Annotated in this window: 15 protein-coding genes; 11 read left to right on the top strand and 4 right to left on the bottom strand. The window is 63.0% G+C overall.

Annotated features, from left to right (window positions below; translation table 11 throughout):
* The first annotated feature begins 26 nt into the window (after nt 1-26).
* The 7 genes from NKF25_RS21310 to NKF25_RS21280 all read left to right on the top strand — a co-directional run bounded on the left by NKF25_RS21310 (nt 27) and on the right by NKF25_RS21280 (nt 11,054).
* Entirely contained in the window at nt 27-503 is a 477-nt protein-coding gene (locus tag NKF25_RS21310) for a YbaK/EbsC family protein (RefSeq protein ID WP_253228651.1), read from the top strand.
* Nucleotides 504-547: 44 nt separating this feature from the next.
* A complete protein-coding gene (locus NKF25_RS21305) occupies nt 548-976 on the top strand; it encodes a DUF4149 domain-containing protein (protein ID WP_253228650.1) in 429 nt (142 codons plus the stop codon).
* Between the two features lie 10 nt (nt 977-986).
* Complete coding sequence (locus NKF25_RS21300; protein WP_253228649.1) at nt 987-1,391, top strand: GIY-YIG nuclease family protein; 405 nt, start codon at nt 987-989, stop codon at nt 1,389-1,391.
* 194 nt (nt 1,392-1,585) lie between these two features.
* Nucleotides 1,586-3,688 carry an acetate--CoA ligase gene (locus NKF25_RS21295; protein ID WP_253228648.1) on the top strand — a complete coding sequence of 701 codons (2,103 nt, stop codon included), beginning with the start codon at nt 1,586-1,588 and terminating at the stop codon, nt 3,686-3,688.
* Entirely contained in the window at nt 3,685-4,761 is a 1,077-nt protein-coding gene (locus tag NKF25_RS21290) for a phosphotransacetylase family protein (protein ID WP_253228647.1), read from the top strand. The genes NKF25_RS21295 and NKF25_RS21290 overlap by 4 nt, the downstream gene beginning before the upstream one ends.
* Before the next feature lie 5 nt (nt 4,762-4,766).
* Nucleotides 4,767-6,047 (top strand): FAD-dependent monooxygenase, encoded by a 1,281-nt coding sequence (locus NKF25_RS21285; RefSeq protein WP_253228646.1) that lies wholly within the window; start codon nt 4,767-4,769, stop codon nt 6,045-6,047.
* A 177-nt stretch (nt 6,048-6,224) separates the two neighbouring features.
* Nucleotides 6,225-11,054 carry a glycoside hydrolase family 2 TIM barrel-domain containing protein gene (locus tag NKF25_RS21280; protein ID WP_253228645.1) on the top strand — a complete coding sequence of 1,610 codons (4,830 nt, stop codon included), beginning with the start codon at nt 6,225-6,227 and terminating at the stop codon, nt 11,052-11,054.
* 207 nt (nt 11,055-11,261) lie between these two features.
* Here NKF25_RS21280 and NKF25_RS21275 read toward each other — a convergent pair whose 3' ends face one another.
* Together NKF25_RS21275 and NKF25_RS21270 are read right to left on the bottom strand one after the other, a co-directional pair.
* Entirely contained in the window at nt 11,262-11,555 is a 294-nt protein-coding gene (locus tag NKF25_RS21275; protein ID WP_066138334.1) for a hypothetical protein, read from the bottom strand.
* 229 nt (nt 11,556-11,784) lie between these two features.
* The gene (locus NKF25_RS21270; RefSeq protein ID WP_253228644.1) at nt 11,785-12,819 is read right to left on the bottom strand and encodes an NAD(P)-dependent alcohol dehydrogenase; all 1,035 of its coding nucleotides are present in this window, start codon (nt 12,817-12,819) and stop codon (nt 11,785-11,787) included.
* An 87-nt stretch (nt 12,820-12,906) separates the two neighbouring features.
* Between NKF25_RS21270 and thiC the strand changes: the two genes are divergently transcribed.
* Nucleotides 12,907-14,361, top strand: a complete 1,455-nt coding sequence (thiC, locus tag NKF25_RS21265) for a phosphomethylpyrimidine synthase ThiC (RefSeq protein ID WP_253228643.1) — start codon at nt 12,907-12,909, stop codon at nt 14,359-14,361.
* A gap of 9 nt (nt 14,362-14,370) precedes the next feature.
* Here the strand turns inward: thiC and NKF25_RS21260 are convergent, their stop codons facing one another.
* Nucleotides 14,371-15,321, bottom strand: a complete 951-nt coding sequence (locus NKF25_RS21260; protein WP_253228642.1) for a phytoene/squalene synthase family protein — start codon at nt 15,319-15,321, stop codon at nt 14,371-14,373.
* A 173-nt stretch (nt 15,322-15,494) separates the two neighbouring features.
* Here NKF25_RS21260 and NKF25_RS21255 point away from each other — a divergent pair, with 173 nt between their 5' ends.
* On the top strand, nt 15,495-16,217 hold the full coding sequence (locus NKF25_RS21255) for a rhodanese-like domain-containing protein (RefSeq protein ID WP_253228641.1): 723 nt from the start codon (nt 15,495-15,497) through the stop codon (nt 16,215-16,217).
* 72 nt (nt 16,218-16,289) lie between these two features.
* A complete protein-coding gene (locus tag NKF25_RS21250; protein WP_253228640.1) occupies nt 16,290-16,496 on the top strand; it encodes a hypothetical protein in 207 nt (68 codons plus the stop codon).
* Here the strand turns inward: NKF25_RS21250 and NKF25_RS21245 are convergent.
* A complete protein-coding gene (locus NKF25_RS21245; protein WP_253228639.1) occupies nt 16,493-17,581 on the bottom strand; it encodes a hemolysin family protein in 1,089 nt (362 codons plus the stop codon). The genes NKF25_RS21250 and NKF25_RS21245 overlap by 4 nt on opposite strands.
* Before the next feature lie 241 nt (nt 17,582-17,822).
* Here NKF25_RS21245 and NKF25_RS24510 point away from each other — a divergent pair, with 241 nt between their 5' ends.
* Nucleotides 17,823-20,867, top strand: a complete 3,045-nt coding sequence (locus NKF25_RS24510) for an MMPL family transporter (protein WP_253228638.1) — start codon at nt 17,823-17,825, stop codon at nt 20,865-20,867.

The raw sequence follows: 20,867 nt of genomic DNA, 5'->3' as shown, positions 1-20,867 counted from the left end.
TATCCCGTCGAAAAGACCTACCGCGCATGCACCAGCGAGCGAAGGAGTTCGAAACGCGCGCCGAGGAGCGCTACGGGTTCGACGTGGACGTCCACGAGTTTCCCGAGGGGACGAAAACCGCGGAAGACGCCGCCGACGCGATCGGTTGTGACGTCGCACAGATCGCCAGCAGCCTCGTCTTTCGTGCCGATGGCGACCTCATCGTCGCCGTGACCAGCGGTGCGAACCGCGTGAGCGAGGAGAAGTTGGCCGCGTTGCTCGACGTCCCCGCGTCGGCGGTCGGGATGGCCGACGCCGACGCGATACGGGAGGCGGTTGGCTGGTCCATCGGCGGCGTTCCGCCGTTCTGCCACGACGCCGGTGTCCCCGTCTATCTGGACGAGACCCTGACCGACTTCGAAACCGTTTGGGCCGCTGCGGGGACGCCGAAAGCCGTCTTTCCGATCACGCCCGAGGAACTGAAAACGTATGCTGAGGCGACGGTCGCCGACGTGAGCGAGTAGGGTCGGGCGAAAGTACAAATTCCCTTGAACTCTTACTTTCTGCCATGACACTTCTCGAAACGGTGGTGGTGTTGGTCGTGGACGTCACCCTCGGGGTCTGGCTCGGAGGGACGGTCTTTTTCTCGTTCATCGGCGCGCCGACGACGTTCGACGTGCTCGACGACGACGCCGGGAAGGTCGTCAACGCCATCTTCCCGAAATACTACGCCTTCGGGCTTGGACTGGGATTCGTCGCGTTTGGCGCGGCCGTCATCGGGAACGCGACGGGCGCGTTCGACGGCCTCGTCGCCGCCGTCCTCGCCATCGTCGGTGTCGTTCTGAACGGCTACGCCCGCTGGGTGCTCATCCCGAAAATGGAAGCGGCGGGCGACGACGCCTTCGCACAGTACCACAAGCAGTCCATCGTCCTGAACGGCGTCACGATGCTCGCCGTGGCGGGCGGCATCGTCGCAATCGTGGCCGCGACGGTCTGACCTCGATACGATGAAAGGAACCTACACGCTGTTGGTCGAACTCGCCGCCCCCGTAGAGGTGGAGTTCGGCGCGAAAGGCACCCGGAAACTCGACTCGGGATGGTACGCCTACACGGGAAGCGCCTTCGGACAGGGTGGCTTCTCGCGTATCGCTCGTCACGGGCGGGTCGCGTCGGGCGAAAACGACGCTCGTCACTGGCACATCGATTATTTGCTTGGGCACGATGGGTCGGCATTGGTGGATGATGTTCGGACGGAGGGCGAGGACGTGGAGTGTGCAGTTGCGAGGGAATTGGGTGAAGAGGTCGAAGCGGTTTCGGGAATCGGGGCTTCGGATTGTGACTGTGATACGCATCTGCATTTTTCGAATGAGAGGGAGCGGCTTGAAACCGTGATTCGGCGAGCGCACGAGTGATACGAGACTGAATCTGGGAAACCGCCACAGGTTACGGTGCAGTATCCATGTGGATCGGTAGTTGCAGTCTCCGAGAAGCAGAAATTCCTTCGCAGCACACGACCGACCGCTTTCAAACCCTTCCCATTCGTTCTTTCTCACTTCGCCGTAGGGGACACTAGTTTTAATCCCGCTCTCGACGAACCTTCAGGACGATGGGTGATACCGTACTCACAGACCTTTTCGCGCCGTCTCGTGTCGCCGTCGTGGGAGCCACCGAGAGCGAGGGCTCCATCGGTCGCGCAATCGTGACCAACCTCCGCGACGAGTTCGACGGCGAGACGGTGCCCGTGAATCCGAACTACGATTCGGTGTTCGGACTGGACTGCTACCCGGACCTCGCGTCCGCGCCGGACATCGACCTCGCGGTCGTGGTCGTCCCGCCGCACGTCGCGGTGGATGTGGTTCGCGGGGCGGGCGAAGCCGGAATCAAAAACGTCGTGGTCATCACCGCCGGGTTCGGCGAAACCGGGAGCGAGGGAGCGTCGCGGGAGCGCGAGTTACAGGAGATTGCGGACGAATACGACCTGAACCTCGTCGGCCCGAACAGCCTCGGGGTGATGAGCACGCCGGTCGGCATGAACGCGACGTTCGGCCCGGAGAACGCGCTCACGGGGTCGATGTCCTTCATGAGCCAGTCGGGGGCGTTCATCACGGCGGTTCTCGACTGGGCCAACGACGAGGGACTCGGCTTCAAGGACGTGGTGTCGCTCGGCAACAAGGCCGTGCTGAGCGAGACGGACTTCATCCGCGCGTGGGGCGAGGACCCTGAAACGGACGTGATACTGGGTTACCTCGAAGGCGTCGAGGACGGTGCGACGTTCATCGAAACGGCCCGCGAGGTCACCCAAACTACTCCGATCGTGATGGTGAAATCCGGGCGCACCGACGCCGGGGCGCAGGCCGTCTCCTCGCACACCGGCACGCTGGCCGGGAGCGACCGGGCGTACGAGGCCGGACTCGAACAGGCGGGCGTCCTGCGGGTCGATTCGGTCCAAGGGCTGTTCGACTTCTCCCAGATTCTGGCGGGCCAGCCCCTGCCCGAACGGGATGACGTGGCGATCATCACGAACGCGGGCGGACCGGGGGTGATGACCACCGACGCGGTGGGCGATTCGACCCTCTCGCTGGCGTCGTTCACGGATGAAACACTGGATGCGCTCGCCGAGGCGTTACCCGAGGAGGCGAACATCTACAACCCGATCGACGCCATCGGTGACGCCGGTCTCGACCGCTTCCGCGAGGCCATCGACATCGCGCTCGGCGACGAGAACGTCGGGACTGCGGTCGTGCTCGCCGCGCCGACGGCCGTCATCGACTACGGCGAACTCGCCGAGGTCACCGTCGAACTGCAGGAGAAACACGGCAAGCCGGTCGCTGCGGCGCTGATGGGCGGCGAACGGACGGAAGCCGCGGCGGACGTCCTCCACGAGGGCGGGATTCCGAACTACTTCGACCCGGCCCGCGCGGTCCGGAGTCTGGACGCGCTCACCACGTACCGCGACATCAGCGAGCGCGAGTACGAGGCACCGACGACCTTCGACGTGAACCGAGAACGCGCCGAGGAGATTCTCCTTCGGGCGAAGGAACGCGGCGACAACCGCCTCGGCGTGGAGGCGATGGGGTTGCTCGACGCGTACGGCATCCCGACGCCCGAAGGCGTCATCGCGGATTCGCCGGGGGAGGCCGCAACTGCCGCGATGGACATCGAGGGGGACGTCGTGATGAAGATAGTCAGTCCCGACATCCTGCACAAATCCGACATCGGCGGGGTGAAAGTCGGCGTCGCGGACGACGAGGTGGAGGACGCCTACGAGGACCTCGTGACACGGGCCAGAAACTACCAACCCGACGCGACGATTCTCGGCGTGCAGGTGCAGGCGATGGTTGACCTCGATTCGGGGACCGAAACCATCATCGGGATGAACCGCGACCCGCAGTTCGGTCCGTTGTTGCTGTTCGGACTGGGCGGCATCTTCGTGGAGATAATCGAGGACACCACCTTCCGCGTCGCGCCGATCAGCGAGCGCGAGGCGAGCGAGATGGTGAACGACATCGAGGCCGCACCGCTCCTGAGGGGTGCGCGGGGACGCGAACCGGCCGACATCGACGCCGTCGTCGAGTGCGTGCAACGGCTCTCGCAACTCGTGACCGACTTCCCCGCGATTCTGGAACTGGACGTGAATCCACTCGTCGCCACCCCGGACGGCGCGCGAGCGATCGACATTCGACTGACCGTGGATACGGACGAACTATGAACACGATACTCGTCACCGCAACCGAAGAAAGTACAGGCAAGACCGCCGTCGCCCTCGCGCTGGCACGACTCGCACAGGAACGCGGGCTGTCGGTGGGCTACATGAAACCGAAGGGGACCCGCCTCCAGAGCAACGTCGGCAAGACGCTGGACGAGGACCCGATGCTGGCCCGCGAACTGCTCGGCCTCGACGCCGAGGTACACGAGATGGAACCCGTCGTCTACTCGCCGACGTTCATCGAGGGGGCGATTCGCGGCCGCGAATCGCCGGACGAACTCCGCGAGGAGATTCGAACGAACTTCGACTCGATAGCCGAGGGCCACGACGTGATGATCGTCGAAGGCGGCGGCGACCTCACGACCGGCGGCATCGTCGGTCTCACCGATCCGGAAGTCGCGGAACTGCTCGACGCGGAGGTTCTCCTCCTCTCCGGCTACGAAACACCGGCCGACGTGGACGAGTTGCTCGCCGCCGTGGACGACATCGGCGACCGACTCGCGGGTGTGCTGTTCAACGCGGTGTCGAATACGAACTTCGACCCGCTCGATACGGACGTCGTCCCGTTCCTCGAAGGGAGGGGAATTTCGGTGCTCGGCGTCGTCCCGCGCCAGCAGGACCTTGCCGGAATCACGGTCGGCGACCTCGCCGAGGAACTCAACGCCGAGGTGCTCACGCGGGCGGACACCGACGAGTTCGTCGAACGGTTCCTCGTCGGCGCGATGAGCGGCGACAAGGCGCTTCGTTACCTCCGCCGGACGCGTGACGCCGCCCTCGTGACGGGCGGCGACCGTCCCGACTTGCAAACCGTCGCGCTCGAAGCGCCCGGCGTGAAGTGTCTCATCCTGACGGGCGGATTCCGTCCGCCGGGTGCCGTCATCGGCAAGGCGGAGGAGAAGGGCGTTCCGATCATGCTCGTGCAGGCCGACACGCTGACGACCATCGACCGCGCCGAGGACGTGATTCGGAGCGGACGCACTCGAAACGAGGAGACGGTCGAGCGGATGGGCGAACTGCTCCACGACCACGCCGACGTGGGCGCGCTTCTCGACGGTGAAGGGAGCGACGAGGAGTAAACGAGATGCCCGACGCCGACACCGACGCCGAAGAGCCCGACGATTCCATCACGACCGAGGAAACGAGCGTCGTGGTCGTCGGTGCCGGACCGGGCGGTTGCGTGTTGAGCTATCTGCTCGCCAGAAGCGGCGTCGAGGTGGTTCTGCTGGAACGCCACGCGGACCTCGACCGCGAGTTTCGGGGCTACTTCTTCCAACCGCTCGCGGTGAAGTTGTTCGCGGAGATGGGCGTGTTGGACGACGTGTTGGCGCTCGACCACGACGAGGTGCAACGGCCGGAGATAACCGTCTTCGAGCGGTCATACGAGTTCGTGGACCTCTCGCGTCTGCCGAAACCGTACGACTACGGCCTGCTGATGGAGCAACCGGCGTTGCTTCGCCTGCTCATCGACCGGGCCGACGAGTTCGAGAACTTCGAATTTCGTCACTCGACCGGCGTCACCGACCTCGTTCGTGAGGGCGGGCAGGTCGTCGGCGTGACGGCGACCGACCGCGAGCACGACGAAGACCTGGAATTCCGAAGCCGACTCGTCGTCGGCGCGGACGGTCGGTTCTCGACGGTCCGGAAGGCGGCCGGACTCGACCCCGGCCTGTTCGACTCGTCCATCGAGTTGCTGTGGTTCAAGCTTCCGGCGGATGCCGTGGACACCGCCGCACAGGGGCGAATCGACCGAAACGGGATCCTGCTCTACTTCGGACTGGGGTCCGAGGACGCACAGGCCGGGTGGTTCATCGAGAAAGGGACGTACCCGGACATCAGAAAGCGCGGCATCGATGCCTTTCGGCGAAAGATCGCGACGGTGGACCCGACCATCGCCCGATATTTGGAGGGTTTCGACCAATGCTCTCTCCTTCACATCGAACCCGGCCTCACCGAGAAATGGGTGGATGACGGTCTCCTCCTGCTCGGCGACGCGGCGCACGTCGCGTCGCCGGTCGGCGGACAGGGGAATGGACTCGCGATTCAGGACGCCGCCGTCGCTCATTCGACGCTCGTCCACGCGCTCGAAGCGGACGACGCGCCGATACCGGCCGAGCGACTTCGTCGGTTCGAGTCGATTCGACGGCCCGCGATCGAGGAGGTGATCTCCCTCCAGCGGCGCGGCGAGCGGGCCATCTCGTGGTACGTCCGGCACGCCGATTCCGTTCCGCCGTGGTTGGAGAAACCGCTCGCGCGGGCGGCGTTTTCGGTCGCGCCGCAAACGCCGCTCGTCCAGAAGGCGTGGAAGACGTTCGCGCTCGGCCCGAAACCCGTCGCCGTCGATACGACGCTGTTCCAGTCGTAGGAGTTGCACGGACGCCGAATTTTCTCCGGACTCTCGTCCTCCAAAATATTCCCGTTAAATTACGTTATTCGAGAGAATTTTATATTTCCTCAACGAGTAAATTTATTGTTTCACGAATGATGTTGCTATGTACTCCGTGTGTCATGATTTCCCATGACAATCGCGGTGAAGGCATCAATGAGTGAGAAAATCGAGGAACGACGGATGGAACAGACATCGAAGATAGGCACGTCACGGCGTGAGTTTTTACAAGCGACCGGAGTCGCGACGTTCGCCGCTGCGACGGCGTCGAACGGCGCGATCGGGATCGCGGCGGCGGATTCGACGCTCGCCCCGGAGACGGCGTCCGGCCCCGGACGAGTCGGGAACCTGGCCGACTACATCGCGGACCCCGGACTGTTCGAACAAGGGACCGAACCGACACACGCCACCGCGGCGGTGCCGTTCGGGTCGGTCCGTGCGGCGATGGACGCCGACGAACCGTTCACGAAACTCGAAGAGCGGTTCGCCGAATCCGAGTACGTCGAACTACTGGACGGAAAGTGGGATTTCAGGTTTTACACGCATCCGGCAAGTAGGCCGGAGAGTTACGACGGCGTGACGGACTGGGAGAAGGTCGACGTACCGGGTAACTGGCAGACGCAGGGGTACGACCAACTCATCTACCTGAACAACTCCATCACGTGGGAGGGCTACGACCCCGCACTCGACGGCAACCTCGATCCGCGATACGATATCGAGATTCCCGATACCAATCCGACCGGAACGTATCGACGGTCGGTTTCCGTGCCGTCGAACTGGGACGGACGCGAGGTGTTCCTGCACTTCGCGGCGGTGAAACAGGCGTACTTCGTCTGGGTGGACGACCAGTACGTCGGCTTCCACGAGGGGTCGATGACGCCGGGCGAGTTCGATATCACCGAGTACGTTTCGGCGGGAAGCGACCACACCGTCACCGTCCAAGCGTACCGGTTCTCGGACGGGGAGGCGATGGAGACCAATGACATGTTCCGATTCTCCGGCATCCATCGGAGCGTCTACCTCTTTGCCACCCCGAAAGTGCACCTCCGGGACTTCTACGTCCGCTCCGGACTCGACGACGACTACGAGGACGGACAGCTCCGGATCGACGCCGAGATCGCGAACTACGACGAGGACCCGGCGGGACGATACGCCGTCAGGGCGCACCTCTTCGACCCCGACGGGCGGCGTGTCAGATCGCTATGGGACGGCGTTCGCGTCGATTCGGACGGCGGGACGGTAACGCTCGAAACGGACGTCAGAAAACCCGAGCAGTGGTCCGCCGAACACCCGAACCTCTACACGGTCGGTCTCGAACTCGTTCGCCACGGCCGGACGACCGAGGCGATGACCGACAAGATCGGATTCAGAACGTACGAAACCACGCGCGGAAAGCCCGGCGCGCAGGTGCTCGTCAACGGCAGGCCGGTCAACATTCGAGGCGTCAACCGGCCCGAGGGCGACCCGAAAACCGGACGTGCGGTGCGACTGGAGACGCTGAAGACAGACCTGACGTTGATGAAGCGGAACAACATCGACGCCATCAGGAATTCCCACTACCCGAACGACCCGACGTTCTACCGACTCGCCGACGAGTACGGTATCTACGTCGCCGACGAGGTGGACGTCGAAACGCACTGGTGGCAGGGCTTGGCGGCGAACACCGAGGCCTACCACGACGCGATGGTCGAGCGCTTCCGACGGATGGTGCTCCGGGACCGCAACCACGCCTCCATCTTCGCGTGGTCCACGGGCAACGAGGCCGGAACGGGGAACGAACACCTCAACATGGCCGCGCTCGCCATGGATTCCAAGGAGTACCTCCCCGAGGACACCAGCGACGTCGCTGGCGTCAGCGCCGTCGAATCCTACGACGGCCCGGTGTACGGACTCGCGCCCGACCGTCTCATGTACCACCAACCGAACGGCGGCGGGTGGAACGTCGAGTACAGCGACATGCTCGGTCCGCGCTACCCGGACGTGGACAGTCTGCTCTCCGTCGCGGATGGCTCCAGCATCGGCGACGGCAAACGTCCCGTCGTGATGGGCGAGTACAACCACGCGATGGGCAACAGTTTGGGCCTCGTCCACGCGATGTGGTCCGAACACATCCAACCGCCGGTCAGAACGGCCAGCGACGAAACCGGCAACGACAACGACGGCGTGCTGGTCGGCACGCCCACGATAGGAATCGGGGAGGACGGCGGCGCGATTACGCTGGACGACGACGACTCCATCGAAGTCGAAACGTCCCCGGCGCTCGACTTCGAGGACGGATTCACGCTCGCGCTGACACTGAGCGGGGTCGATTCCCGAACCGAACGGACGCTCGTCTCGAAGGACGACGAGTACGCGCTCACCCTCGACCGCGGGCGGAAACTCACCTTCAGTGTTCACGGCGAGGGGCGGGACTCCGTCACTGCCCGCCTTCCCAGGGACGCGAGCGATGGCTGGCACACCCTCGTCGCAACCGGCGACTCCGACGAGTTGGCCCTCTACCTCGACGGTGAGCGCCTGGCAGCCACCGACCACGACGGCGGGCGACTGCCGGGAGGCGACGGGGCGCTCGTCATCGGAAGCGAAAGCGACGGAAACCACCACGGCGGCCACCATCACCGTGGGCATCATCACGATGGCCGTCATCACCACGGCGGCGGTCATCACGGCGACCACGACGGACACCATCGTGGCAATCGTGACGAATGGGGTCGTGACCACGACGACCACGACCACCGCGGGAACCACGGTCACGGCCACGGCGGAACGATAACGCTCGATTCGGTTCGCGTCTTCGACCGTCCGCTGTCGGCCGACGAGGTATCGGGCGACACCACGGACCCCGTTCTGGGCTACACGTTCGCCGCACTGCTCAGGGACGAGAGCCTCCAAGGAGGGTTCGTCTGGGCGTGGGAGGACCAGGCCGTCACGCGCACGAAAACGGTCGACGGCGAGGAGGTCGAATACACGTTCTACGACGACAACCCGTTCTGTCTCGACGGCCTCGTCTGGGCCGACCGGAGCGTCCAACCCGACGTGCCGCAGTTGAAACACAGCCACCAACCCGTCAAAGTCGCGCCGACCGCCGAACTGACCGACGGGGAGGTGTACGTCACCAACCACTTCGCGTTCACCGACATGCGCGCGGTGCGCGGGAAGTGGCAACTCGTGGAGGACGACAGGGTTCTCGATTCGGGCCGTCTGGACCTCGATTTGGATCCCGACGAAACCCGACGGGTTCGAATCCCGTTCGAGGAACCGCGCCACCTCGATGCTGGCGCGGCGTACCGACTCAACGTCTCGTTCTCTCTCCGCGAACCGACCGCCTACGCCGACGCGGGCCACGACGTGGCCCGCGACCAACTCGAAATCCCGTTCGACGTTCCGGACACGCCGACGGTCGCCGAGGGCGACCTTCCGGCGCTCGACGTCTCGACGGCGGACGACGCCGTTACCGTCTCCGGTGACGGGTTCGAGTACGCGCTGGACACGGACGCCGGAACCTTCTCGGCGATGAACTACGGCGGGACGGACGTCGTGGACCGCGGCCCGCAGTTCAACGCGTGGCGCGCCCCGATCATGAACGAGGTTCAGGGCTGGGGAAGCGAGCAGGCGTCAAGCTGGTACGCGGCGGGATTGGATCATCTCACGCAGCTCGTGGACGACGTGTCCGTCGAGCGGGTTTCCGATCCACACGTCCGAATCGACGTGGACGGCTTCGTCCAAGGCGCGCCGCCGACGACGGTCCGGAAGACGCCCGATGCGAGCGCGACCGGAAGCGACGGCACGCTCGTGGGCGATCCGGAAATCGTCTCCGGAAGGAGCGGGTCGGCGGTGCAACTCGACAGCGACGACTACGTCGATGCTGGTTCACCCGAAGCGCTCGACTTCACGAGTCCGGGCTTCACCGTCAGCATCACGTTCGACGGAGTCGAGACCGGTGGTGACCACCCGCTCGTCGCCAAGGGTGACCACCAGTACGCGCTCAAGGTGAACGACGACCAGTTCTCGTTTTTCATCTACGACGAGACGTGGGTCGCCGTCAACGACACGATTCCGAGCGACCTGAGCGATGGCTGGCACACGCTCACCGGGGTTTGCGATACGGACGAACTCCGTCTGTATCTTGACGGCGAACTCTTTGCCTCCCGAACGCACGATGCCTCGTCGGTCAATGGAACCGACGAACCGCTCCAAGTCGCGCACAACTCGGAGCACGGCGAGCGCGCCACGGCCACGACGGTCGATTCGGTGCGTGTGTACGACCGCGCGCTGTCGGCCGACGAGGTCGCATCACAACCCGACTCGCCGTCGGACGACGCCGTACTGTGGTACGGCTTCGACGAGTTCTACGACTCCCAGTCCAGCCCCAGGGGTCACGGATTCGAGACGACCTACAGCTACCACGTGTTCGGAAGCGGCGACGTGGTGATGAACGTCGCGGCCACGCCGAACGACCAACTGAAAGCGACCGTCACGGACTACCTGCCGAAGATGGGCGTCCAACTACGGACGCCGACGTCGCTCGACACGTTCGAGTGGTACGGCCGAGGTTCCGTCGAGACGTATCCCGACCGCCGCTGGGGTGCCGACATCGGGCGGTACTCCGGAACGGTCGAGGAGCAGTACGTCCCGTACGTTCCGCCGACGGACAACGGCAACAAGGCCGAAACGCGCTGGGCCGCGCTCGCGAACGACGACGGCGCGGGCCTGCTCGGCGTCGCGACCGATGGATCGATGAACGTGAGCACGAACCGGTTCTCGAACTTGGCCGAGGCGGGCCACCAGTACGAACTCGAAGAAGCCGACAGCGTGGCGTTCAATCTGGACGACGCGGTGACGGGCGTCGGCGGGACGCCCGTCGAACCGTACGACGAGTATCAGGTTCAGGCGACATCGACGCAGTTCAGCGTCCTGTTGCGGCCGTTCACCGCCGACGATGGCGACCTGATGACGCTCGCGAACCGCTCGTTGCCGGTCGACGAATGAGGCTCACCTGGCAAAATCGGAAAACGAGTCGCTGCGGACGGTAATCGGCGGTTGCGGACGGTAATCGGCGGTTGCGGACGATGATCGGTGGTCGTGTTGGTTGTGGCCAGCGCGACCGCTCGTCGTCGTGGTTTCGGTCGACAAAAATCGAGAATTGCCGTTTCGGCTTTCGTCGTTCGTTGTGTCGGTCCGCGTGTTTTCGCGACTTCAGTCCGCGTGTTGCGGGGTAGAATATCCGGCGTGCGTTTCTGGCTCGGAATCGGAGAGCGGATTCGGCGACCGAAGGAACGCGATGAGACTCCACATGATTCCCGTGAGAAGCGACCCGCCAGCGGAGAGTTGCATACCGAGCGTGAGGAACGCAGTCCCGTAGATGATACCGATAATGGCCGATGGAAGGGACGTTCCGAGCGGTACGTTCGCCATGGAATCGCGGAGGGTCGGCACGAGGACGAGAAGCGAAAAGACGCTCCCGCACAGGAAAACGATGTCTTGCCACATTATCGTTCGACCTCCTCTGTGCTCGTTTTGTTGCTCGTTTCGTTCATCAACGCACCGTAGCGGACTGACGTTGATAAGGTTTACTCATTAGCGAGTAAAAATTTCGACAGAGATTACCACGGTAAAGCGTCTCTTAGAATCGTGTTGTCGCTGACCATGTCCTAACTTCACAGACATTGGACGTTGTACTTCGAAAAAATCTACTCCTCCGGCCGGTTTTCAGGACGCGCTAGTCGGAAATCGAAATCATTCCTTTCACGGTTCCTAACGCCTTCGCTCGCTCGAACGCCTCGCCGACATCCGACAGTTCCATCTCGAAATCCACGATACCTTCGACGTCGACCGCGCCGTCCGCCAGCAACTGAATGGCCGCAGGGTACGTGTTCCGGTAGCGGAACGACCCGCGAACGTCGAGTTCGTTGTCGATGATGTCGCCCGTGGCGAGCGGGATTTCGTCGTCCTGTGAAAGGCCGATGAGGACGATGGTCCCACCCCGCCGCACCGCATCGATGGTGGTTCGAATCGCCGGGGTTGCGCCGGAGGCTTCGATGACCACGTCCACGCCCTCGCCGTCCGTGAGTCGGGAGACCGCTTCGCCGAGGTCCTCCTCGCTCACGTCGATGGTCGCATCCGCGCCCCGCGACTCGGCCAGCGCGAGTTTTTCGGGGACGACGTCCGAGATGAACACCTCGGTCGCCCCGGCCGCGTTCGCGGCTTCCATCGCCAATAGACCGATGGGTCCACACCCGGTAACGAGCACGGAGTCGCCGACGTCGACGTTTCCGCGTCGAGCAGCATGAATCCCGACGCTGAGCGGTTCACAGAGTGCACCCTCTCGGGTCGAAACGTCGTCCGGAAGCCGATAGGTGAAGTCGGCGGGCCACGCGACGAACTCCGCGAACGCGCCGTCGTCGGGCGGGGTCGCCATGAACGTCACGTCGGGACAGAGGTTGTACTCGCCGCGCTTGCAGTGGGCACAGCGCCGACAGGGGACGCCGGGTTCGAGCGTCACCCTGTCGCCGACGCCGAAATCACCCTCGGCATTCTCACCGACGGCGACGACTTCGCCCGCGCTCTCGTGCCCGAGGACGAGCGGCGATTCGACCACGTAGTCGCCGATTCGGCCGTGTTCGTAGTAGTGAACGTCGGACCCGCAGATGCCGACCTCGCCTATCTTCACGACCACCTCGTCGGGACTTGGGTTCGGTCTCTCTCGCTCTTCGACGACGAACGAACCGGGTTCGTCGAGGACTGCGACGTGCATACCCCCGCTTCGTGCCGAATCGCCGTCAACGTTGGTGCCCGTCGTCATCGGCAAGAGTTATCACCGAGTAATATGACCTAGTAATCGATGCCGAAAACACAACTCCAACGCGCTCGCGCCGGGGAGATAACCGCGGCGATGGAGCGGGTCGCGGAGCGGGAGAACAGGGACGCCGAGTTCGTCCGCGAACAGGTCGCGGACGGGCAGGCGGTCATTCCGGCCAATCACGACCACGACGCGCTCGACCCGATGATAATCGGCCGCGAGTTCGCGACGAAGGTCAACGCGAACATCGGCAACAGCGAGACGACGAGCGGTCTCGAAGGCGAACTCCGGAAACTGCACACGGCGGTTCACTACGGGGCGGACACCGTGATGGATCTGAGTACCGGCGGAAACCTCGACGAGATACGGGAGACGAACGTCCGGTACTCCCCGATTCCTGTCGGCACGGTTCCCCTCTACGGAGCCGTCACGCGCGTCGATGACGTTGCGGACCTCACGCACGAACTGCTCCTTGACGTCATCCGGAAACAGGCCGAGCAGGGCGTCGATTACATGACGATTCACGCGGGCATCCTGATGGAACACCTGCCGCTCACGGACGGGCGAAAGACGGGCATCGTCTCCCGAGGCGGCTCGCTTCTCGCACAGTGGATGGAGGAAAACGGGATGCAGAACCCGCTGTACGTAAAATTCGAGGAGATCTGCGAGATATTCGCCGAACACGACGTGACGTTCAGCCTCGGGGACAGTCTCCGTCCGGGGTGTCTGGCCGACGCCTGCGACGACGCGCAGTTCGCCGAGTTGGACACGCTCGGCGAACTGACGGGGGTCGCACAGGACCACGGGGTCCAAGTAATGGTCGAGGGACCGGGCCACGTTCCGATGGACAAGATAGCGATGAACGTCGAACGCCAGCAGGAGGTCTGTGACGGTGCGCCGTTCTACGTCCTCGGGCCGCTCGTCACCGACATCGCGCCCGGCTACGACCACATCACGAGTTCCATCGGCGCGACCGAAGCGGCCCGCGCCGGTGCGGCCATGCTCTGTTACGTGACTCCGAAAGAACACCTCGGGCTTCCGGACGAAGAGGACGTTCGGGACGGACTCGCGGCCTACCGTATCGCTGCTCACGCCGGGGACGTGGCGAACGGGTTGCCCGGCGCGCGGGACTGGGACGACGCCCTCTCGGAGGCCCGCTACGAGTTCGACTGGCGACGCCAGTTCGACCTCGCGCTCGATTCCGAACGCGCGATGTCGTATCACGACCAGACGCTCCCCGGGGACAACTACAAGGACGCTCGCTTCTGCTCGATGTGTGGCGTGGAGTTCTGTTCGATGCGAATCGACCAGGACGCCCGCGAAGCCGACGGCGAGATGACGGCGTTGAACACGAAAACCGATCTCGACGGCTCCCCCGCAGCGGCGGTCAACCTCCCGCCGACCGGTTCACACGATACGACTGCCGTTCCGGAGTTGCCGGACTTCGCGAGCGAATCTGACGGGGGGCGACCGGACGAAGCGCGTTCCGACGACTGAACGTCGTCGTTACCGCGTCGGAAGCGTATCCCGGCGCTCCACGTCCGACCCTCGATGCTCGGGCGTTCCGACCGGACTCACGGCGCGGAAGACGGTTTCCGGGTCGCCCGTCTTTCGCCAGTGCCAGCGAGTCTTGGCGAGCAACACGAGTTTTCTGGTGGTCCCGAACGACGGTTCCCGGGAGAGAACGTCGTAGCCCTGCGCTCGAATCACGCGATGGTACTCGGCGTACAGCACGGCCGCGAGCAACACGGCGAACTGGCAATCCTCGGGGAGATACTGGATGCCAGCGACGCCCTCCCGATACAGCGCCTCCGCGCGGCGGAGTTCGTCGTGCATGACGGCCGCGAACCCGTCGGTGAATTCGAGTCGTCCGATCTGCTCGTCCGTGACGCCGTGGCGTTCCCGCGTCGTCCGTGGCAGGTAAATCCGGTTCCGGTCTTCGACGTCCTCGCGCACGTCCCGCAGGAAGTTCGTGAGTTGGAACGCCTCGCCGAGCGCGGTGGCGTGCGGTCGCGCCCGGTCGGGGTTAGCCGGGTTCATCACCGAGGTCATCATCTGGCCGACGGCGGCGGCCGACCCGCGCATGTACTCCTCCAACTCCTCGTAGTTCTCGTAGCGCGATTTCTCGATGTCGGCGGCCATCGCGTCGATGAAGACGGCCACTTCCTCGTCCGCGATTCCGTGCGACTCGCGGAGGTCGTTGAACGCCTCCAGCACGGGGTCGTCGGGCGGTTTCGACCCGAGCGCTTGGTTTCGAAGCGACTCCAGTCGCTTCGCCTGTTCTTCAGGTGGAACGTCGGCAGCGTCGTCCACCACTTCGTCACAGATCCGGAAGAAGCCATACAACACGTAGGTCGGATGGCGCACTCGCTCGGGCAGTAACCGAGTCGCGAGGTGAAACGTCTTCCCGGTTTGCTGCTGTATCGCCTTCCCGGCTTCTACGTGTGTGTCTTTCATGGCGTATGTGCCCCGAGAATAGTAGTTGGTACGTCGTTATTTTGAAAAAAGACGATCCCAAACCAGTTAGGTTACTGTCCTCATTTGCCGATTTGGGGCGTTTGAAGGATTGAAATACGATCCAAAATATCATCAATAAAGTTAATTGCCAAGCAACTGCTACGGACTCGGTAATGAATCGGCGTGAGTTTCTGGCAACGAGTGCCGTTCCGGTCGCGGGATTGAGCGGCTGTCTCGGCCGAACCGTGTTTGGTTCGGATTCGGACTCGAATCCGAAATCCGAGGAGGGGTTCGATACGGTGGAACGATATGGTGCTCACGTACCGCTCGCACCGATATCGGTCGTTCACGAGTGGTACGAAAAAGGCAGTGCCGAGTTCGCCGACGCCCGTGGAAAAACGCAGTACGACACGTCCCACATCGAGGGTGCGGTGCTCAGTCCTGCGCCGGACGGATTCGAGAAGGACGACCCGGTCTCTCGGTGGGGGAAAAAAGACCGAATCGTCTGTTACTGTGGCTGTCCCCACCACCTCTCGTCGATGCGTGCAGGAAAGCTGATGAACGACGGATATGAAAACGTCTACGTCATCGACGAGGGATTCTGGGTGTGGCACGACAAGGGCTATCCCATCGAGGGGGCAGATACGTCAAACTCGCCCAAATCCTACGAAATCGATGGCGTCGCTGATTCAGTCTCCGCCGGAAAAACGGCGTGGGCGCGCCATCCAAAGACGGGCCAACGGGAAGCAACGGGAATCCGAGGGGACAGCACGTATTCGCTCGACCTCAAATTCTACGACGTGACACCGCAGTCGATGATTACGGTTCAGACGCCGGACTACACCGTGAAGGGGACTATCGGGGACCTCTCCTCCGGAACCATCACCGGAACGTAGATTTCAACCACCAATCTATTTCAAAGGCGTTTCTCAACCTTTATAGTACCCGTGGTGTGTTGGCGACACTCGATGATTCGGTGCAGTCAAGCGGACTGCGGTTGGGTGGCCATCGCGCCATCCGAGCGAGCCGCGTTGAATCAGTACGAATCGCATCTCCTCGAAACGCACGTCGAGACGGTCGAAGCGGAGATTCCGGACGGATACGTGCAGGTACGAACCGAGGACGGCGAGTGGAAGACGATGCGGGCGGAAGACGCGCGTGAGTTTCACGACTAAGCCGGGACTTCTCTGTCGGTCGGATCCTCCAACTCCCCGAGGACCTCCTCGAACGCGTCCGTCGCCGTCACCAACCCGATGACGTCGCTTCCGTCCAACACCAACGCGAGTTCCTGATGTTGCGCCTGAAACAGGTCGATGGCGTCGGCGACGCTCGTGTCGCCAGCGACCGTCATGGGGTCGTGTGCGATGTCGGTTAGGGAGACCTCCCCGTCCCTGAGTTCGTCGTACTGACCGATGATGCTAGGTGCGTAGATGATGCCCCGGAACTCGTCCAGCGACCCGTCGATGAGGGGGAATCGAACGACTGGGGTCTCTTGCATCCGTCGGATGTTCTCCTCGATCGGCTCCGTGGTCGAGAGGGCCACGATGTCCTCGCGTGGGATCATGATGTTCCGGACCGGAACGCGTTCGATCTGGAGCGCGGCCAAGATTTCTTGCTCCCGTTCCTCCGGGAGGTCCTCCACTGCGGCGAGAACGTCCCCCATCCGCCGATGCAGGTCGGCCCTGCTCGCGATTTCCTGCTCGCCGTCCTCGCCCTCTTCGCCCTCGGTCCAGGAGCGTTCGATGTCGATACCGAACAGCGAGAGCAGTCCCTTCGCGGTTTTGTCGGCGAGGATGATGACGGGGTACATCAGTTTCGTCCACCAGTACAGCACTCCTGACCCGTATCGCGCCGCGAACTTCGTTCGCTCGATGCCGAAGTAGGTCGGCGCTTGTTCGCCGATGATGATGTGCATGAGGTTGATGACGGCGAGCGCGAGGACCGCCGAAAAGGCCTCGGTGGACCCGCTACCGATCCCGACGGCTTCGATGATCGGATGAAACGCCGCGACGACCGCCGGTTCGGCGACCACGCCCAGTCCGACGCTGGCGATAGTGATTCCGACCTGGCACCCAGAGAGGTAGATTTCGAGGCGGTCGGTCATCTCCCACGCGCGTTGGAGTCCCTTCGACTCGTCGAACTCGGCCTTGTCGAACTGCCGAACCCGCGTCATGGCGAACTCCGTGACGACGAAGAAGCCGTTCATCAGTAGGAGGAATATTCCACCGAGTATCCCGAGGACGGTGAGCAGATCTATCATTAGGTGACTCTCCATCGAGCACGGTGGTAACGTTGGTGGCAAACCGTCCGACCATTGGTGGCAAACCGTTCGACGACTGTGATGTCTGCCCCTTTATCTCGCCAACAACTCGCGTTTCGAGAAAGTGGTCTGTGTCTTCATGTCATGGTCCGAATGGAAACCTCCACCTTTTTGACAACGCTGTCAGTAGTATTCTAACAACAGCTATGATTCAACACCGTCATGGCCCTGGAGGGCGCTCGTGAGCCTCCTCGACCGGGTTTTCGGAAACGTAACCGAGCACAGCCGCGCGGTCATCGCTGTGCTCCTCGTCATCACTGTGCTCCTCGGTGCAGGGGCACCGATGATCGAGCAGTCGTCGTCGCTCGACCAGTTCCAGAGCGACAGTGCGGCCGCGAAGAAGCTGGATTTCATCAACTCGAACTTCTCGACCGGAAACGAGAACACCACGACAGTACAGGTCATCGTCAAAGGCGATAACGTTCTGAGCAAGAAGGAACTCGTGAACTCGTTGCAGTTCCAACAGCGCCTGCACGAGAACGAGACCATCAACGCGACGTTGTCGAACGGGACGTCGACCAGCGGCGTCGCAAACGTCATCGCAATCGCCGCGATTCAACAGGACAAGGTCGCGAAACTCCGTGCCGATGGTGCGGAACTCAAACAGCGGGGCCAACAGCTCAATCGAACGGCGCAGGGGCTGAGTGACTCGCTCAACCAAACACGCGGGCTGCAGGCCAAATACGATCAGTTGAACGCGTCCCACGAATCCGGACAGGTCGACGACGCGGCGTACCAAAACCAGTCCGCGAGGATCGAAGCCCAACTCTCCGGGGTGCGTACGAAGGCGACCGCAAACCTCTCCGCCGAACAGGGAGCGACGTTCAACAAATCAGCGACGCAGGCACGCGGCTTGCAGGCCAAACTCGACGGCTTGAACGCCTCCTACCAGCAGGGTCAGATCAACCAATCGACCTACAAGCAGCAGGCAGGGGAGATTCAGTCGCAGTTCGGCAAGGTGTACAAACTCGGCACGCAAGGCGTGCTGGCCGACGAGTACCAGAAACTCGGCGAGCAGAGCAAGAAACTGCAACAGAGACAGGAGGCGCTCCAAAACGGCTCGATGCCGACGCTTGCCCAGGAAATCGACAAGTTGCAGTCGATGAACCAGTCGCAGATCGACTCCGTGACGAAGACCGTTCTCTCCGGCGACAGCAGCGGTTCGAGCGGCATGGCGAGCCAGGCGTTGGCGTTCATGCCGACCTCCTACGACCCCGGATCGACCACGGCCAACGCGACGATGATGGTCGTCTTCCAGAAACAGAAGAGCCAGTCGTCGATGGAGGGTGACACGTCCGATATCCTCGTCTCGACCCAACAGGGGATGAAAACCATCGCGAACGACGAGTTCGACGACGACGCGCTCGTCTTCGGGAGCGGCATCATCAGCGAGGAGATCAACCAGTCGATGACCGACAGCCTCGCCATCGTCGGCCCGCTGGCGCTTCTGTTCGTCATCCTGACGCTCATCATCGCGTACCGCGACCTGCTCGACATCCTTCTGGGTGTGGTGGGCATCGTCTTCGTCCTCGTCTGGACGTTCGGCGCGATGGGATGGGCCGGTATCACCTTCAACCAGATGTTCATCGCGGTGCCGGTCCTGCTCATCGGGCTGGCCATCGACTACGCGATTCACGTCTTCATGCGTCACCGCGAGGAGCGCGAAGAGCACCCTGATGCGGACGTTCGCGGGTCGATGCGCGTCGCGCTCATCAGCGTCGGTGCGGCGCTGACGTGGGTGACCGCGACGACGGTCATCGGTTTCCTCTCGAACATGGTCAGCCCGCTCCCACCGATTCAGGACTTCGGCGTCGTGAGTTCGGTCGGTATCATCGCAGCGCTCGTCATCTTCGGCGGACTGATTCCGGCGCTCAAAGTCGAATCCGACGAGTTCCTCGAATCGCGCGGCTTCGACCGCCGGAAGCATGCGTTCGGAACCGGCGGCGGTGTCCTCGGACGCGTCCTGACGGTCGGTGCGACGGCGGCACGTAAAGCGCCGCTCGTGGTCATCGTCCTCACCCTGCTCGTCAGCGCGGCGGGTGGCTACGGGGCGACCAAAGTGGACACGAGTTTCTCGCAGACGGACTTCCTCGCGGACAGCCCGCCACACTGGACGAAACAGCTTCCGGAACCGTTCAAGCCCGGGAACTACTCGGCCAAGAAAAACCTCGACTACGTAAACGACAACTTCGTCAGGCAGGATTCACAGGCACAGATACTGGTACAGGGGGATATTACGAAAGATAACACCCTCGAACAGGTGCATCGGGCGAAGGAGAAAGCGGGCAAGAAGGACGTGACGATCAAGCTCTCGAACGACGAACCGCAGGTCGAGGGTCCGCTGTCGGTGATGGAACAAGTCGCCGCCGAGAACGCGACGTTCAACAAAACGTTCACCACGGCGGATACGGACGGCAATGGCGTACCCGACAAGAACCTGAAGAAGGTGTACGATGGACTGTTCGCCGCCGCACCGGACCAAGCGGCCGGTGTGATTCACCGCGATAACGGGGACTACGACGCGCTTCGCGTCGCCATCTCGCTGAAGGGCGGCGCGTCGAGTTCGGCTGTCACGACGCAGATGCGTGACGTGGCTGACTCCTTCGACGGCCTCGAAGCGACGGCGACGGGACAGTCCATCGTCTTCGAAATCATCCAGAAGGACCTGTTGAACACGGTCATCGAAAGTCTCATCATCACGATGGTCGCCGTGTTCGCCTTCCTGATGCTCATCTACCGCCTCACGGAAGGCAGCGCGACCCTCGGAGCGGTCACCCTGCTCCCGGTCGTGTTCAGCGTGGCGTGGATTCTGGGGACGATGTACCTCCTCGACATGCCGTTCAACATCCTGACCGGGATGATTACGAGCCTCACGGTCGGGCTGGGCGTCGCGTACAGCATCCACCTCTCGGAACGCTACAACGTGGAGCTCGAACGACAGGGTTCGGTCTGGGAAGCGTTGCACGTCAGCCTCACCGGTACCGGCGGCGCACTGCTCGGCAGTGCGGCGACGACCGTGGGTGGCTTCGGCGTTCTCGCCTTCGCCATCCTGCCCGCGCTCCAGCAGTTCGGTATCATCACCGGACTGACCATCATCTACGCGTTCATCGCGAGCGTGCTGGTGCTCCCGAGCCTGCTCGTCGTCTGGACGCGCTACTTCGGACCGGGTGCGCGCGGAACCATCGAAACCAAGTCCGACGCAGCCACATCCCCAAGTGAGGACTGA

The organism is Haladaptatus sp. AB643 (genome assembly GCF_024136975.1).
In the GTDB taxonomy this organism is placed as follows: Archaea; Halobacteriota; Halobacteria; order Halobacteriales; family Haladaptataceae; genus Haladaptatus.
Note: the sequence above shows the minus strand (reverse complement) of the source record. Positions and strands in the feature narration are given on the sequence as shown.